The sequence below is a fragment of the Geomicrobium sp. JSM 1781026 genome (assembly GCF_041949955.1).
GTDB lineage: Bacteria > Bacillota > Bacilli > Bacillales > Marinococcaceae > Geomicrobium_A.
On record NZ_JBHFQF010000013.1, the window covers coordinates 48,656 to 65,019 of the forward strand.

Below are 16,364 nucleotides of genomic sequence, written 5' to 3' on the forward strand. Positions count from 1 at the left end.
TTTATTTCCTTTCGACAGTGCGAAAGCGATCTATGAAAGAAGTTGGGTCTTCCTTAATGTAAAACGTTCGTACTCCTTGTGAAGTATGGAGATACAAAAATCCAATTTCACCTTGTTTGAATCGGTACGACATGTCGAAAACCGATTCAATGGTAAATGACTCGTTGTCGATTGTAATCTTTTCTTCGTATAGTACCATATCTGTATCGTAATGTTCCGTATGTTTCTCAATGGAACTGATCTTTTGTTCGATATGAGTGATAGGTATTCGGTGAAGTGCTTTTGACATATGATCCCTCCTTCTGCTAGTATACCCAACAGGCAGTCCAAGTGAAACCCTTGTAGACCAAGGGTTTCACAATTTATTTACGAATAATTAACAGCTTGCAGAGCGAAGGTTTACGTGCTATAATTTTGCTACATAAGAAGTCCTGTGGTGTTCGTAGCACACTATACGTTTTGAGCCAACATTTTTAACTTGGGAGCCTGGCGTTTCAATAGGAAGTACACGCCTCGGAAGCTGAGGACTTTACGGAGTATTGAACAAGGCACCCACCTGTGAGAGCAGGCTTCAAAACTTGGTGTTTATATACGGCACAACGGGACGACATACATAACGAAAAAGAGTGAATGACCGGTCACGGTCATTCACTCTTTTTCGTTAATTTGTTTTGTTCTCCGCGGTCTGTGGCCCACCGAAACGTGCACTAATTTGACCTTTAATCATTTTCTCGCGCAACGAAGCGTTTCGTTGCTTGTCCATGCGTTTAATTTCAAAAGTTTGCATACCATCTGCCATTTTTTCGGCAATCTCCATAAGACGTTCAATGTCTAAAAAAGAATATTTCCGTGTTCCGCCTTTGCTTCGTTCCGGAAAAATAAGCTGACGCTCTTCGTAATAGCGAATTTGACGCTCACTCAGGCCGGTCAGTTCACAAACCACACCAATCGTGATGACTTTTTTCTTTTTATAGTTCATGATATCCCCGCCCATTCGTTGATGATACTCTTAATGATAGCAAAATTCACAATCATCGTGTAATAAATTTGTTAGATAATCTATCTGTGAATTTCCATTTAGAAAGGAAGTAAATCTAACAATTTAAGAAAGAAGGACGCGTAACTAAACAAGATAAAAGCCGTAGGGTAGAACCCCTACGGCTTTTAATCTGCTTTGGAAACGTGTTGAAGATTGCCGTTCTCATCCATGCGAAAGCTTGATGACATGAACGAATCACTCATTGTTTCATCCACAAACATCATATTACGGGCACGATTAATAATGGTGAGCAAAGATTCATGTTCCTTTTCCAGCTTTTCTAGTCGCGATTTTAATTGTTCATTTTCTAATTGTACTTGTTCAACGTTCGTTTTTGTATCGGCATCAATGCTTTCTTGATGCACGTAATGGCTAAGGAACTGAACGACTCGTTCCATGTTCAAGTCATCCGTGTGTACGGGTTTTTCAATCGACTTCTGAGGATGTTTTACACCGAATGTTTTTTGAACGGCTTGTGCGGCGTCGTTACGTTGAAATGCTTTTCGCTCACGCTTCGCTTCGCTAATCTTTGTTTCGTAGCGATCGCGCACGACCGCATTCCAGCGGAATCCACAAGCAGCAGCGGTGCGGTTAAGTTGATCGCCAACTTCCTCAAATGCTTTTAACTGCGTACTTCCATTTTTAATATGGTGGATGACAGTATCTGCTAATAGCACATCATCCTCATGGGACCATGCATCTTGTCTCACTTTTGTCATCGGGTTACCTTCTTCCATTAAGAGATTCAATGTAGTCTTAATATGGACGAATGTATGAATCTCTATACTCCCAATGATAGAAACAAAAACAAGAATTTGTGTGCTAACGGTGTTTCGTCTTCGCACGGATGTTCTGATCAGCGTCTTTAAATGCTTTCTCAAATTTACTTGAGCCTTTCAAATGCAAGTATCGATGATCTTTTAACTTGTCCGGCAAGTATTGTTGCGCGACGAGGGCCCCTTCATAATCGTGAGGGTACAAATAACCGACGCCTCGGTCCAATTCTTTCGCTCCAGCGTAGTGAGCGTCGCGAATTTGGTCTGGTATTGGAGGAGAGCCGAATTTGCGGACGTCTGCCAGTGCGGCATCAAGGGCGCGATAAGCACTGTTTGATTTCGGAGACAGACAGAGTTCAACGACAGCGTTCGCAAGCGGAATTCTTGCCTCTGGGAAACCTAAACGTTCGGATGCTTGAATCGCAGCAAGTGTTCGAGCACCGGCTTGTGGATTCGCAAGGCCGATGTCCTCGTACGCGATGACGAGTAAGCGTCGATTAATGCTTACAAGGTCTCCTGCTTCAATTAATCGTGCTAAGTAGTGAAGTGCCGCATCGGCATCGCTACCTCGAATGGACTTTTGGAATGCTGATAACACATCATAGTGGGCATCCCCATCACGGTCATGATTGAAATTCTTCTTCTGCATGCAAATTTCGGCAACGCTCACATCGACATGGATGATCCCGTCCTCATTTTTAGGTGTAGATAGAACGGCCAACTCTAAAGCGTTCAAAGCAGAGCGTAAGTCTCCGCCTGAAGATGAGGCGATATGTCTCGCTGCATCGTCATCAAGTTTTGTTGAGATGTGACCTAACCCTCGCTCCTCGTCATCGATGGCTGCTCTTAAGCTGTTTAAGATCTCGTCTTCTTGTAAAGAAAACAATTCAAAAATATGGCACCGACTGCGAATGGCTGGATTCACGGAATGATAAGGATTGGCGGTTGTGGCACCAATGACAATGAGCTTTCCACTTTCCAAGTACGGAAGCAAAAAGTCTTGTTTTCCTTTATCAAGGCGATGAAACTCATCCAAAATTAATACGAGCTGACCGTAGAGCTTCGCTTCTTCAGCAGCAATTTGCAAGTCTTTTTTGGAGTGCTCGACGGCGTTGAGCAGTTTGTAGCGCAGTTCCATACTCCCCGCAAGTGCAGTCGCAAGTGATGTTTTCCCGGTCCCAGGTGGTCCGTAAAAGATCATCGGTTGAAGTGTATCTGCAGTGACCATGCGTGAGATTAGAGCACCTTCTCCGAGAAGGTGAACTTGTCCGACCACTTCGTCAATGGTTCTTGGGCGCATGCGAAATGCGAGTGGTTCATGGTTCATTTGGGGCCTCCATTCATACACGAATGCACGTTCTGTTTCTTCAACTAGTGTAGCACACGGCCTCTTCTAAGAACAATCCAAGCAAGAGACATGTAAATCATTGATTGTCCATGCTATAATGGCAGTTACAGCAGAAAGACAAGCGTTGCTTTTTAATAAACGTTAACCTTATGAACAGGATATAAAGGTGGCTATATAAATGAAGATATCGACAAAAGGGCGCTACGGTCTCACGATTATGATGGCGCTCGCGAAGAAATACGGTGAGGGTCCGATCTCATTGAAGTCCATTGCGAAGGAAAACAATCTGTCAGAACATTATTTGGAGCAATTGATTGCGCCACTTCGAAATGCGACATTTGTGAAGAGTGTTCGAGGAGCGTACGGGGGTTACATGCTTTCAAAAGAGCCGCATGAGATTACGGCAGGAGACATTATTCGTGTGCTTGAAGGGCCGATTACTCCTGTGGAAGTCATGGAAGATGAAGAGCCAGCGAAGCGTGATTTATGGGTGAAGATCCGTGACGCGATTAAAGATGTGCTTGATTCTACGACGCTTGAGGACTTGGCGAACTACGAAGAAACCGATAAACAAGAAGACTATATGTTTTATATATAATTGTGAAGAAGGAGGCGGCATTCGTATGAACGAGATCTATTTCGATCATGCCGCAACGACCCCTGTTCGTGATGAAGTGTTTGCTGAGATGAAGCCGTACTATGATGGGACGATGATTGGCAATGCGTCAAGCATCCACCGATTTGGACGTAAGGTACGTGTAGGGATTGATGAGGCGAGAAGGGTCGTTGCCGGCCAATTAAACAGTCACCGAGATGAAATCATCTTTACGAGCGGTGGAACGGAATCCAACAACCTAGCCATTCGGGGTGCAGTGCACACACGGAAACAAACCGGCAAGCATATTGTGACATCCCAAATTGAGCATCACGCTGTGCTACATGTTTTAGATCAACTTGAGGATGAAGGTTTTGAAGTGACACGACTCCCTGTTGACGAGCGAGGTGTTGTCAATGCCGCTGACGTTGAGCGCGCGCTTCGTCCGGATACGATTCTCGTTTCAATCATGCACGGAAATAACGAAACAGGCATGATACAGCCGATTGAAGCGATCAGCTCCCTATTGGAAAATCACGAAGCACTCTTTCATACCGATGCCGTTCAATCTTTTGGAAAGATGAACTTTGATGTACAAGCATTGGGTGTCGATTTATTAACGGGTTCTGCTCACAAGGTCAATGGACCGAAAGGAGCGGGATTTTTGTATGTTAAGAAGGGTACAAACATCCAAGCCCTTATTTATGGCGGTGAGCAAGAAAAGAAACTACGGCCGGGCACAGAGAACGCAGCTGCAATTGCTGGTTTGAAAAAGGCTGTACAACTTCTTGGTCAAGATGGTGAACGAAATGCCGATCACAGTCGGGAATTGAAAGAAAAGCTTGTAGAAGAACTTAGAAATAGAGACGTTCCATTTGAGATCAATGGGGCACTTACGGATAGTCTGCCTCATATCATCAACATCAGTTTTCCCGGTTCACTTACCGAACCGATGCTTGCACAACTCGATATGGCCGGCATAGCGGTTAGTAGCGGCTCTGCATGTACCGCGGGGAGCTTTCAACCGTCCCATGTACTTGAAGCGATGTATGGCTCTGATGATGAGCGCGTAAAAAATTCTTTAAGATTTAGCTTTGGATATGGAAATGATGAACAACAAGTCATACATTCGGCAAAGCAACTCGAGCAAATTACTCGATTAATACGAGAGAAACGAACTGAGGTGTAGATCATGAATGTAGATAATAAAAATATTCGTGTCGTCGTCGGCATGTCCGGAGGTGTGGATTCATCGGTGACGGCGGCGTTGCTAAAAGAAGAAGGCTATGACGTCGTAGGCGTGTTTATGAAGAACTGGGACGAAGAAGATGAGTTTGGCGTTTGTACAGCTACCGTCGATTATGAAGATGTCGCTCGGGTGGCCGATCAGTTGGACATTCCCTATTACTCGGTGAACTTTGAAAAAGAGTATTGGGATAAAGTGTTCCAATACTTTTTAGACGAGCATATGAAAGGGAGAACGCCTAATCCCGACGTCATGTGTAACAAAGAAATTAAATTTAAAGCATTTCTCGATCACGCCATGCTCTTAGGTGCGGACTACGTGGCAACTGGGCACTATGCGAGAGTTCATCGACTTGAGGACGGTTCAGTGAACATGCTTCGCGGCGTGGACAACAACAAAGACCAGACGTATTTTCTCAGTCAGCTGAGCGAAGAACAATTGCAAAAAGTGATGTTCCCACTCGGGGAATTTGAGAAGAGTGAAGTACGTAGAATGGCAGAGGAACGTGGGTTAGCAACAGCTGGGAAAAAAGATAGTACCGGCATCTGTTTCATTGGTGAACGTGACTTCAAATCGTTTTTGCAAACGTATTTGCCTGCCCAACCCGGAGCGATGAAAACGCCAGATGGTGAAAAGAAAGGTGAGCACGAAGGGCTCATGTATTACACGTTAGGCCAACGCCAAGGTCTTGGCATTGGAGGTTCTGGAGAACCTTGGTTTGTCGTTGATAAAGATTTAGAGAACAATGTGCTCGTCGTAGGACAAGGCTCAGCCCACCCGCGGTTATTAAGCGCAGGCCTATATGGCAGTGAACTGAACTGGATTAGTAACGAACCCCCAACGGCCGCTGTTCATCTAAAGGCAAAGTTTCGGTATCGTCAACCGGACCAAGACGTCATTTTGCACATTCAAGAAGATCAAACATTTTATGTGGAGTTTATTGAGCAGCAACGAGCAGTCACTCCAGGACAAGCCGTCGTATTTTACGATGGAGATGTATGTTTAGGTGGAGGCATCATTGATGACATTGTACGTTCAAAGAAAGATGGGATTGCATGAAACCATCTGCGTATACGCTAGCGACGGAACAAATGAACGCAGGTCATGATGAGTTGGCGCTCCAAAACTTTCATCTGGCGCTTGAAGAAGAGCCAGATCGCCATGCTGATATATACACGAATCTGGGCACACTGCTATTGGCTTCAGGAGAAGAAGATGAAGCATTGGCATGTTATCAACGAGCCATTCAGTTAGACGAGCGTCAAGCGTCTGCTTATTACGGAGCAGGAAATGTTTGCTACCATATCGAAAAATACCCAGAGGCGTTGCGCTTCTACCAAGAAGCACAGCGTCTTGGCATGGGCAAGGATCAAAGCTTACATTTTATGATGGGCATCTGCTTTTACAATCAACAACAATTTGCTCGGGCATTAGCGAGTTTGAAAACGGCAGTGGAGTTAAATGAAAACGATGCCGATGCTCACTTTTACTTCGGGCTCGTGTTGGCGCAGCTGCAAATGATCGAGGAAGCGATCGTGCAATTCTCGCGTACGGTAGCCATTAACTCAAGCCACGCCGATGCTTATTACAATCTTGGCGTTGCACACGCACATAAAGGTGAGCATGAGCGAGCAGAGCACTATTACGAGGAAGCGTTGCATATACAACCCGATCATTTACTCGCAGGTCATGGGTTGAAACAAAATAAAGAACAATGAAGTGAAGGAATGGGGGGAAACGTATGACGGAAAAAGACGAGCGACCGTTTGTTACCGGGGAAGTGACACAGTTGATCTTTCGCAATGAAGAAAATGGATATACGGTGATGATTGTTGATGTGTCAGAAGCGAGCCCGAACACGAATGAACAAACGTTAACCGTGCTCGGACATTTTCCAGCGTCCCCTGAAGGAGAACACCTGACATTTCATGGCACGTTTAAAGAGCATCCAAAGTATGGACAACAGTTCCAATCTACTTCCTTTGAGAAGCATATGCCAAAAGGGGGAGCGGCGCTTGTTCAATACCTTTCCAGTGACCGCTTTCCGTCTATTGGCCGCAAAACGGCGTCGCAAATCGTAGAAACGTTAGGTGACGAAGCGCTCGATCAAATGATTCAAGATCCAACCTGTTTACAAAAAGTGCAAGGATTAAAACGTGAACAACGGAAAGTGCTCGAAGAACAGTTAGCGTCAGAACAGGAGTCAGCGATGTTTATGAGTAAACTCATGACGTATGGTTTTGGTATGGAGCTCGCAACAAAAATCGTTCAACAATACGGAGGAGACACACTTCGGGTTGTTGAGCAAAAACCGTATCAGCTTGTGAATGACATTGAAGGCATCGGTTTTCAAAAAGCCGATGAACTAGGTATGAACCTTGGCATTGAAGCGTTAGATATAGAGCGGTTGAAAGCAGGACTGATACACGCCCTTGAAGCGACAAGCCATACTGTCGGACACGTTTACTTGCCAGAAGAAGTATGGATTGAGGAAGCGAAAACAATATTAAATTATCGCTCTCCATTTGCTGAAACTCATCACCTTGAAGAGAGTATAGTTCACCTAGCTGAAGACGGTGTAGTTGCGGTTGATGAGAACCGCTGTTACCTTCCGTCTTTATATTTCGCTGAAAAAGGTTTGTCCACAAATATCGAACGTCTAAGTGTTCGTGATGATATCGAGACGTTCTCTGAAGATCTGTTTCTACAAGAGCTTGGGAAGATGGAAGAGACGTATGCAATTTCTTATGCGGAACAACAAAAGGAAGCGGTCAAGTTGGCGCTCTCTTCGCCAATCATGATTTTGACAGGTGGACCTGGTACTGGAAAGACGACGGTCATCCGGGCCATTGTGGAGATGTTTAGTCGACTCCGAGGGTGGAGTGAACGAACAGACAAGAAGTCTCCCGTCTTATTGGCAGCACCAACGGGAAGAGCAGCAAAACGCATGAGCGAAACGACAGAAAGACCGGCCTATACGATTCATCGGTGGATTGGCTGGCGCGGGGATGAAGAGGAGTTTACCGAACGCGACGAAGAGTCTCCGCTTAAAGGTGAACTGCTTATCGTTGATGAAGCATCAATGATTGATTTGTGGCTCGCCAATCAACTGTTCAAAGCCATTCCTGCAAACATGCAAGTGATCATCGTTGGTGATGAAGATCAGTTGCCGTCTGTAGGTCCAGGGCAAGTACTTAGTGATTTGTTAAGTTCAAATAAAGTTCCAGCTGTTCGTTTATCCCTCGTTTATCGACAAGCAGAAGGATCTTCGATTACGAACCTTGCTCATACGATGAAAGAAGGGAAATTGCCAGCCGATTTCCAGACACCGCTCGCTGATCGTGCGTTCTTTCCAGGTCAGGCTGCGACAGTCGTCCCCCTCGTTGAACAAGTGTGTAGTAAAGCGCTGGAAAGGGGATACTCCCCTTTAGATTTGCAAGTCCTTGTGCCGATGTATCGAGGTGAAGCAGGAATAAATGCGTTAAATGAACGTCTACAAGCGTTATTTAACCCACCAAAACCTCGGAAATCATCAATGGATTATGGAGACCAAACGTATCGGGTAGGAGACATCGTATTGCAGCTCGTAAATAACCCTGAAGAAAACGTTTATAACGGTGACCGTGGAGAGATTGTAGCTATCCGGCGCGCGAAAGACACAGATAACAAAAAAGATCAAGTCATTATTCGTTTTGATCAATTAGAAGTGGCTTATGAACGTCAAGATTTAAAGCAAATCATGCTTGCGTATTGTTCCTCAATTCATAAAGCGCAAGGCAGTGAATTCCCGATCGTGATCGTGCCACTGACGATGGGGTATCGGAGAATGTTAAAAAGGAACCTTTTGTATACAGCAATTACACGCGCGCGAGACTACTTGATTATGGTGGGTGAAGAGCGGGCTTTCGTGTATGCAGTCGAAAATAATGACCGACAATCCCGTTACTCCAATTTACCATCGCGGCTCGCCCACCTTGAGGAAGCAACTGCCAATCATAAAAGTGAGACGAAAAGCGGAAACTAAAAATCCCGGTAGCGATGTTTACAATTGCCTTACTTTGACCATTCTTGTAAAACAAGTTGTTTTACGAGGAGGTCACTTCCTTTGCATTGCCCGAATTGCATGTGGAAAAATATAGGTAAGATCGGTACAAATCAGTATTATTGTTGGAAGTGTTGCATTGAACTCGTTGTTCAAGATGAGACACTTTCTGTCTATCAAGTTGAAGAGGACGGTTCACTAAGCTCGTTAGATGACGTGTTCTCTGTAGATGAAAGAAGTCGATGTCTTGAGGAACATTCAAGCAGCTAAAGTATAGGGTAAACTCATTGTTCCGGCAGTTTTAGTAAATGGAGGTCGGCGTTCATGAATAAGACGTCATCATCATTGCTCGTGGCAGGAATTGGGACCGTAGGTGCAGCGATTTATATGATGAATACCCACGACCGGAGTCATAAGCGTTGGATGCAAAAGATGAAAAAGAACAAGCATGTGAAATCTTTGCGCAAAGCGTATCGAAACGCATTTTAAAAAGAAAAGACACAAACCAATCGGTTTGTGTCTTTTTTTGTATAAACCACCGGGTTTCGTTCATCCTAATGCATTGAAGGGGTGAGCGAATGGACAGAGAAAAGAAGTGGCTTTACCGAGCTTTAATCGCAATGATCTGTGTCGCATTCGTATACATTGTGTATCTGCTCACCCCCGTTTGGAAGCCTGTACTTGTAAGTATCGTCAAAGTGGCAATTCCATTTATCCTAGCAGGTTTATTTGCGTATTTACTACATCCTGTGATTGATTTTTTAGAACGAAAGGGCACCCCGAGAGTGCTTTCAGTACTCATCATATACACCCTTTTTTTCGGGGGTGGCGCTTGGTTACTCATCGCAACCGGCCCGATTATTTTTAGGGAATCGAAAGAATTTGTTGAACAATTGCCAGCCTGGATGCAGCAAGTTGAAAGTGGGATCGGTTCGTTTCACCGTCAAGTTGATCAGCTGCCGCCACTTCTGCATAACCAAGTTGAAAACAGTGTAGAACGATTGGAATCCCAAGGGTCGAATTTCGTACAAGGGTTATTTGACCGCTGGCGCTTGATCCTGGAAGGCATTGCTTTCTTGTTTTTACTGCCATTTGCTACATTTTACATACTAAAAGACCTTCGTATATTTGAAAAAGCGGCTGTTTTTCTGATTCCTAAACGGTTCCGGGAAACGGGTGTAACGATCGTCGGTGCAGCGGACCATGCTTTTGGTAGCTATATTCGTGGCCAGTTACTCGTCTCCGTTTGTGTAGGGGTTTTGTCAATTATAGGTTTGTGGCTTGTCGGTATGCCATACCCGATTGTTCTAGGATTATTTTTAGGGATAATGGATTTAATTCCATATTTTGGTCCGATTTTAGGTGCCGTTCCTGCCCTCGTCATCGCCTTTACGATATCTTGGCAAACGACACTTTTTACCCTCGTTGTCATTTTAGTGATTCAGCAAATTGAAGGGAATGTGCTGTCTCCTTATATTGTTGGAAAAAGTGTTCACCTGCATCCGTTAATGATTTTATTTGCACTTCTCATTGGCTATGAGTTCGCAGGCATTATTGGATTGTTACTATCGGTGCCGTTATTTGTCATCGGCTCGCACGTGACACACGTACTTCGAGAGGAGAAAAAGGTCGGGAGTTCGGAAAGCTAACTTTTCGTTTCTATCGAGTCGAAAGAAACGAAAAAGGAACTCACTGACAACTCAGAAGTTCCTTTATACCGATTGGCTATTATTTTGAAAGCAGACCTCTCATGGCAAAGGCAAGGTTTTGTGGGCGCTCTGCCAATCTTCTCATGAAGTAGCCATACCAGTCTTTTCCGTAAGGGACATACGTCCGGACTTGATAGCCTTCTTCAACGAGTGAAAGTTGCAAGTCATTTCGAAAACCGTAAAGCATTTGAAATTCAAACTGCTCACGAGGAATGCTTTGTTCTTTCGCATACGCTTTAACATGTTCGATAATGTGATGGTCGTGAGTCGCAATCGCCGTATGCCCTCCGTTGTTGAGGTGGGTTTTTATCATATCGAGCATCTGTTTATCGATCGCTTGCTTCTCTTGTAGGGCAACATCTGCACTTTCTTTGTAAGCACCTTTAACGAAGCGTAACTTCATCCCTCTAAGGCGATCGGTATCTTCGACGCCTGTTTTAATATACGCTTGCAACACCGTTCCGATGTTATCAAATGATGCCCGCAATTCCTCAATAATTCGGATGGTCTGCTCATAGTGCAAATAATCTTCCATATCAATGTTCACGATCGATCCGTGCTCTTTAGCTTTTTCAAGCAATTGTTTTATGTGGGATTTACAAAGATCCTCATCAACATCAAGTCCTAATTTTGTCAATTTTACTGACAAATAGCAATCAATCCGATGCTCATGTAAAAAGTCTAAAGCTGCCATGCTGGATTCAAAAGCTTCAATGGCTTCAGACTCTTCAAACACAAATTCACCGAGATGGTCCAACGTAATTGAACGGTTGCTGTCATTCAACTCTTGCAATCGAGCGTGGGCATCTTCTAGGGTGAGACCAGCGACAACTTTGGAGGCACCGAGCTTAAGGCCCCAACGTTTGGCATTTTTATTGAGCAATTTGTTTTTTGATAAGTATAAGAAGAAGTCGCGGTTAAGTTTTTGCATACGTATACCCCTTTTTACTAGAGAGAGGGCTCATCGTTTGACGATGAGCCTTGTGCTCTCCAATTAGAATTGATCACAAACAGTTTTTGGCTCCATGAAATGGAGGATGTATCCTGGTCCGCCTGCTTTCGTATCCGTCCCTGACATTTTGAAACCGCCAAACGGCTGATACCCTACAATCGCAGCTGTACAGCCACGGTTGAAGTAAAGGTTACCGACGTGGAATTCTTGGCGTGCTTTCTCCAAGTGATCGCGGTTGTCAGAAATGATCGCTCCAGTTAGGCCGTAATCCGTATTGTTCGCAATGTCAATAAGTTCATCAATCGATGAGCCTTTTGAAAAGGCGACGACAGGTCCAAAAATCTCTTCTTGCATAATGCGTGCATTCGGATCTGCATCTTTAAAGATTGTCGGCTTAATGAAATATCCTTTTTCTTTGTCGCCTGTACCACCAGTGACGAGGGAAGCTTCTTGTTTTCCAATTTCGATGTAGTCCAAGATTTTATCGAACGCGGACTCTTCACAGACCGGCCCCATGTATGTGCTTGCATGTTGAGGTGCATCAACCGTGATTTCTTCAGTGAGTACTTTTACGCGCTCAATCACTTCATCATATACATCAGCATGCGCAACGACACGCGAACAAGCTGAACATTTTTGCCCACTGAAACCAAATGCAGATTGTACAATCGACTCAGCAGCAATGTCTAAATTCGCTTCACGATCAACGATGATCGTGTCTTTTCCGCCCATTTCAATCGCCGTTTTCTTAAGGAAGTTTTGACCGGGTTGAATTTTAGCAGCTTTCTCAAAAATACTCGTTCCAACTTCTTTAGATCCGGTAAAGTTAATGAAGCGAGTCTTCGGATGCTCAACGAGATAATCGCCAATTTCACTTCCGCTACCTGGGATGAAGTTGACGACACCAGCAGGCATGCCTGCTTCTTCAAGTACTTCCATAAACTTGTACGTCGTAACTGGCGTCAAGCTCGCTGGTTTCAATAAAATTGTATTCCCTGCAACCATTGGTCCTACAGTCGTTCCAGCCATGATCGCGAATGGTAAGTTCCAAGGTGAAACCGTTACACCGACGCCAAGTGGCAAGTACGTGAATTGGTTATGTTCAATCGGGCGGCTGTTAATTGGCGCGCCGTCTTTGTGTTCAATCATTTGACGAGCATAATACTCTAAAAAGTCAATCGCTTCAGCCGAATCGGCATCCGCTTCTTTCCAAGGTTTACCGATTTCATAAACCATCCAAGCAGAGAATTCGTGCTTACGACGACGAGAAATTGCTGCGGCACGGAACAACACATTCGCACGTGCTTCAGGTGTCCAACGGCTCCATGTTTTAAACGCTTCTTGTGCTTTTTCCATTGCTTGTTCAGCTAGATCTTTAGAAGCTTTGGATACCGTACCGATAATTTCGCTATGGTCAGCAGGATTAATTGAAGTGATCTTTTCATTTGTCGTAATGCGCTCGCCGCCGATAATGAGTGGGTATTCTTTCCCGAGCTCACCTTTGACGTAACGAATCGCTTCCTCAATTGCAGCTTTATTTTCTTCATCTTGAAAATTCGTGAATGGTTCATGTGTGTATGGAACGACCATTGTATCACTCCTCTAATGTAATTGCGTTCGCTTATTTTTAAATGCAAGAACTGTGCCAATCTTTAAAAACGGGAGATGACGCAATTTTTTTGCGAAGTTGCACGATGAAAGCAAAAATATTTGCGATTTATCGAAAAAAATTTTGCGTTAACGGGCGTGATGTTTCGCTAGTTTGTATTGTAAGTTTTGTCGGCTCATGCCGAGTTTTGCTGCAGCTTTAGTGATGTTGTGAGCCGATTCGTCCATCGCTTTTGCAATAAACTGTTTCTCAATGAGCGCGAGCCTTTGTTGTAATGTTTCATCACCGTCGAGTTCGGATATGACTGTCGGTGCATTTGTTCGTTGGTTTTGAAAGTGAGCAGGTAAATGAGAGGGTAGAAGTTCTTGCTCACCATTTACGACATTTAATGCCCCTTCAATAACGTGTTCGAGCTCTCGGACATTCCCTGGCCAGTGGTACGCAGCTAGTGCTTGTTCAGCGGCAGGTGACAATTGCTCGGTTCGAACATTAAATTGTTTGGAGAAGCGAGCAAGAAAAAAGTTCGCTAGTGTAAGGATATCGTTGGCACGCACGTGCAAAGCTGGAATAAACAAGCTTACGACGCTTAACCGGTAGTATAAATCTTTTCGGAGTCGCTCATCGGCAATCGCGTCAATCGGGTCTTCATTCATCGTACTAATGAGGCGCACGTTAATTTTTCGCTCTTTGCTTTCCCCGATTCTCATCACCTTTTGTTCTTGGATTACCCGAAGAAGCTTCGGTTGCAAATGTAAAGGTAAAGAATTAATTTCATCAAGGAGAAGCGTTCCGCCATTTGCTTGTTCAAACAAACCGGGTCGATCAATCGCGCCGGTGAACGCCCCTTTGCTCGTGCCAAATAAAATGCCTTCGATTAACCCGTCAGGAAGAGCGGCGCAGTTTTGTGCGATGAAGCGTTGGTCACTTCGGTCACTCGCACTATGAATGCTTTGAGCGAACAATTCCTTGCCCGTCCCGGTTTCTCCAATGATCAACACGTTTGATGACGTGCGGGCCGAACGTCTCGCTTGGTCAATCACGTGCACGAACGACTCGGAGTCGCCGATTAAGTCATCAAATATGTACAGTCTGGAATCTTTCTTTTGATGTTGGTCTCGGAGCATCTTCTCCATACGCGTAATATCCGTCGCGATTTCAACCGCACCGATCGTGATGGCTCCGTCTTTTAATGGGTATACGTGATTCACAGTCGTAATCTCATTCCCATGAGAATTAAAGTACGTCTGTTTTTGATTTTTTGTCCGCTCTCCATTGTTTAGCGCACGAAGGAGCCGACTTTCCTGCTCATTTTTAAATTGAAACACATCCATTAATGAGCGGCCAGAAAAGTCTGCAATCGTCATCGACTCAATATCGCGCATTTTCGCATTATAAACAATCGGCTCAGCCTGCGTATTAATAATTCGGATGCCGATGTCGAGCTTTTCAAATACTTGTTCATAGAGGGAAATGTAGTTTTGCATCGAATTCTCACTCTCTTTTTTACATTCAGTATAGCAAATTTTGCACAAGTGAGTGTGGGTGCAAAATAATTTGCGTGTTTATTAAGAACTAGGATCTGTGCCATTAAGTATGTCGGCTTCTTTTCCGTGAAACTGCACCTTTTCAGCGTTGTGCACAGTTTCTTTCTCCATCTCGATCACAAAGGACACTGGATTTGCTTCCATAGAGCAATCATCACTAAAAAGACCTGTATCGAGTTCCGTTTTGAATAACAATTCTGTTTCTTGTATTTGTACTTCGGTAACGATAATTTCACACCCGGGTTCCATCATACCAATTATAATTAGAGAAGAAGTTGACCAATTAACATCAGGAATAGAAGCGGAAAATTCAAATTCATTCCATTTTTGTTCTAAAGTTTCAGAGTTATCTATTCCATATGCTAGAAGTTCCTGGTCCTCAATAGCACTTGCAGGAAGTGTCTGTTCGGTTAAGAGTACATTAGCATCATTTAATCCTTGACAAGAGACGTTCACCGACGTAAATGCAAGAATGATAAAAAGTAAAAAGTACTTCCGTTGAATAGTATCCACTTTGCACACCTCTGTTAACAATATAATTAAATCCCCCCTAGTAAAAAATATAGGGAGGAATTTATTTTTCCTAGATTACTCAAAGGTACCAGACAAAACCAAATCTCCTAGTGCGTTATCAATATGAGTAAATATCAAATCAGTACTTTCATTATCGCAACCACCGCTTAGGTTGGTTCCACCAGAAACAATTCCGACAATTGTGCTGCCATCATAAACTGGTCCCCCAGAATCACCGGAATCAACCATACAACTTGTTGTGACATCGTGTTCAACTAAACGTTGCTCAGTATAGCTCTCTCCATTATAGTTAGCTGTATAGTTTACATTGGAAACAGTTCCGCAAGTTACACCTGTTGTGTTCCCTGATTTACAGAGTTCTTCACCTTCAAAGCTTGATGATTCGCTTTGTCTATTAGCTATTTGAATAGCCTGACTACTAGTGGTGTATAAAAAATCACTAGCAAGACTACTTGATATTTCTATTGCCATAGCATCAGATCTTCCGCCCATTGAAACAACTTGTCTTACATCACCGATTGTACGACCCCCTTGAGTGTAAGTGTCCCCGACGATGCCACAATGACCAGCAGAAATCAAGAAATATTCACCACTTGAATTTTGTGCACTTATATTACTTGTGCAGGCACCCCCTGCAGAGTCATTAACAATACTTAAACCAGCTTCCAGTGGATCTCGTTCTGAAGTACGTGCCTGTATTGGCATATCACCTTGCTTAAACATAACTTGACTTGGCTTAAGATTAAACATTTCTTTAATAGTTGTTTTATGACTCTCCTTAAATTCCTCTAAAGTTATTATCAATTTATTCTCGCTAATTTTTGTTCCAATACTGGATACGGTTTGGACTTCAGTCAAGAAAGTAGACACTAAAAATTGAGCGCCCAAGTATAAAAGCCTACCGCACTGCGTTTGGTCCATCCTGCGTGGAGGACGTTGAAAATCACAACATCATCCACGCAGGATTTTT

17 protein-coding genes and 1 other RNA gene are annotated in these 16,364 nt (G+C 43.9%); 9 read left to right on the top strand and 9 right to left on the bottom strand.

All coding sequences use genetic code 11. The features are described 5' to 3' along the window. Position 1: 1 nt before the first annotated feature. Positions 2-289 carry a hypothetical protein gene (locus ACE1TF_RS18415; protein ID WP_042403080.1) on the bottom strand — a complete coding sequence of 96 codons (288 nt, stop codon included), beginning with the start codon at positions 287-289 and terminating at the stop codon, positions 2-4. 136 nt (positions 290-425) lie between these two features. Between ACE1TF_RS18415 and ssrS the strand changes: the two genes are divergently transcribed. Next, a non-coding RNA gene (ssrS, locus tag ACE1TF_RS18420) (6S RNA) lies at positions 426-610 on the top strand. 51 nt (positions 611-661) lie between these two features. Here the strand turns inward: ssrS and ACE1TF_RS18425 are convergent. The 3 genes from ACE1TF_RS18425 to ACE1TF_RS18435 form a co-directional block, all read right to left on the bottom strand. Further along, positions 662-979, bottom strand: a complete 318-nt coding sequence (locus tag ACE1TF_RS18425) for a MerR family transcriptional regulator (RefSeq protein WP_042403088.1) — start codon at positions 977-979, stop codon at positions 662-664. A gap of 185 nt (positions 980-1,164) precedes the next feature. Continuing rightward, positions 1,165-1,758, bottom strand: a complete 594-nt coding sequence (locus tag ACE1TF_RS18430; RefSeq protein WP_375018966.1) for an RsfA family transcriptional regulator — start codon at positions 1,756-1,758, stop codon at positions 1,165-1,167. 103 nt (positions 1,759-1,861) lie between these two features. Next, positions 1,862-3,142 (bottom strand): replication-associated recombination protein A, encoded by a 1,281-nt coding sequence (locus ACE1TF_RS18435; protein WP_375018968.1) that lies wholly within the window; start codon positions 3,140-3,142, stop codon positions 1,862-1,864. A gap of 199 nt (positions 3,143-3,341) precedes the next feature. Here ACE1TF_RS18435 and cymR point away from each other — a divergent pair, with 199 nt between their 5' ends. From cymR to ACE1TF_RS18475, 8 genes are all read left to right on the top strand, one after another. Then, on the top strand, positions 3,342-3,761 hold the full coding sequence (cymR, locus tag ACE1TF_RS18440; protein WP_042403915.1) for a cysteine metabolism transcriptional regulator CymR: 420 nt from the start codon (positions 3,342-3,344) through the stop codon (positions 3,759-3,761). A 25-nt stretch (positions 3,762-3,786) separates the two neighbouring features. Next, complete coding sequence (locus ACE1TF_RS18445) at positions 3,787-4,947, top strand: cysteine desulfurase family protein (protein ID WP_375018970.1); 1,161 nt, start codon at positions 3,787-3,789, stop codon at positions 4,945-4,947. 3 nt (positions 4,948-4,950) lie between these two features. Then, the gene (gene mnmA / locus ACE1TF_RS18450; protein ID WP_375018972.1) at positions 4,951-6,063 is read left to right on the top strand and encodes a tRNA 2-thiouridine(34) synthase MnmA; all 1,113 of its coding nucleotides are present in this window, start codon (positions 4,951-4,953) and stop codon (positions 6,061-6,063) included. Next, on the top strand, positions 6,060-6,722 hold the full coding sequence (locus ACE1TF_RS18455; RefSeq protein ID WP_375018974.1) for a tetratricopeptide repeat protein: 663 nt from the start codon (positions 6,060-6,062) through the stop codon (positions 6,720-6,722). Before mnmA ends, ACE1TF_RS18455 begins: the two co-directional genes overlap by 4 nt. A gap of 23 nt (positions 6,723-6,745) precedes the next feature. Then, the gene (gene recD2, locus ACE1TF_RS18460; RefSeq protein ID WP_375018976.1) at positions 6,746-9,028 is read left to right on the top strand and encodes an SF1B family DNA helicase RecD2; all 2,283 of its coding nucleotides are present in this window, start codon (positions 6,746-6,748) and stop codon (positions 9,026-9,028) included. Positions 9,029-9,127: 99 nt separating this feature from the next. After that, the gene (locus ACE1TF_RS18465; protein WP_375018990.1) at positions 9,128-9,316 is read left to right on the top strand and encodes a hypothetical protein; all 189 of its coding nucleotides are present in this window, start codon (positions 9,128-9,130) and stop codon (positions 9,314-9,316) included. Between the two features lie 54 nt (positions 9,317-9,370). Further along, positions 9,371-9,535: a DUF3918 family protein gene (locus ACE1TF_RS18470; RefSeq protein ID WP_081829462.1), complete on the top strand. Its 165-nt coding sequence runs from the start codon at positions 9,371-9,373 to the stop codon at positions 9,533-9,535. Between the two features lie 89 nt (positions 9,536-9,624). Then, positions 9,625-10,695, top strand: coding sequence for an AI-2E family transporter (locus ACE1TF_RS18475; protein WP_375018978.1), 1,071 nt, complete (start codon positions 9,625-9,627; stop codon positions 10,693-10,695). A 79-nt stretch (positions 10,696-10,774) separates the two neighbouring features. On the opposite strand, the gene ACE1TF_RS18480 is transcribed toward ACE1TF_RS18475, so the two are convergent. The 5 genes from ACE1TF_RS18480 to ACE1TF_RS18500 all read right to left on the bottom strand — a co-directional run bounded on the left by ACE1TF_RS18480 (position 10,775) and on the right by ACE1TF_RS18500 (position 16,252). Next, positions 10,775-11,686: a proline dehydrogenase family protein gene (locus tag ACE1TF_RS18480; protein ID WP_375018980.1), complete on the bottom strand. Its 912-nt coding sequence runs from the start codon at positions 11,684-11,686 to the stop codon at positions 10,775-10,777. 63 nt (positions 11,687-11,749) lie between these two features. Then, positions 11,750-13,297 carry an L-glutamate gamma-semialdehyde dehydrogenase gene (gene pruA / locus ACE1TF_RS18485; RefSeq protein ID WP_375018982.1) on the bottom strand — a complete coding sequence of 516 codons (1,548 nt, stop codon included), beginning with the start codon at positions 13,295-13,297 and terminating at the stop codon, positions 11,750-11,752. 147 nt (positions 13,298-13,444) lie between these two features. Further along, on the bottom strand, positions 13,445-14,800 hold the full coding sequence (locus ACE1TF_RS18490; protein WP_375018984.1) for a sigma-54 interaction domain-containing protein: 1,356 nt from the start codon (positions 14,798-14,800) through the stop codon (positions 13,445-13,447). 81 nt (positions 14,801-14,881) lie between these two features. Further along, positions 14,882-15,373, bottom strand: coding sequence for a hypothetical protein (locus tag ACE1TF_RS18495; protein WP_042403925.1), 492 nt, complete (start codon positions 15,371-15,373; stop codon positions 14,882-14,884). A 75-nt stretch (positions 15,374-15,448) separates the two neighbouring features. Further along, positions 15,449-16,252, bottom strand: a complete 804-nt coding sequence (locus ACE1TF_RS18500) for a S1 family peptidase (RefSeq protein WP_375018986.1) — start codon at positions 16,250-16,252, stop codon at positions 15,449-15,451. Positions 16,253-16,364 lie beyond the last annotated feature (112 nt).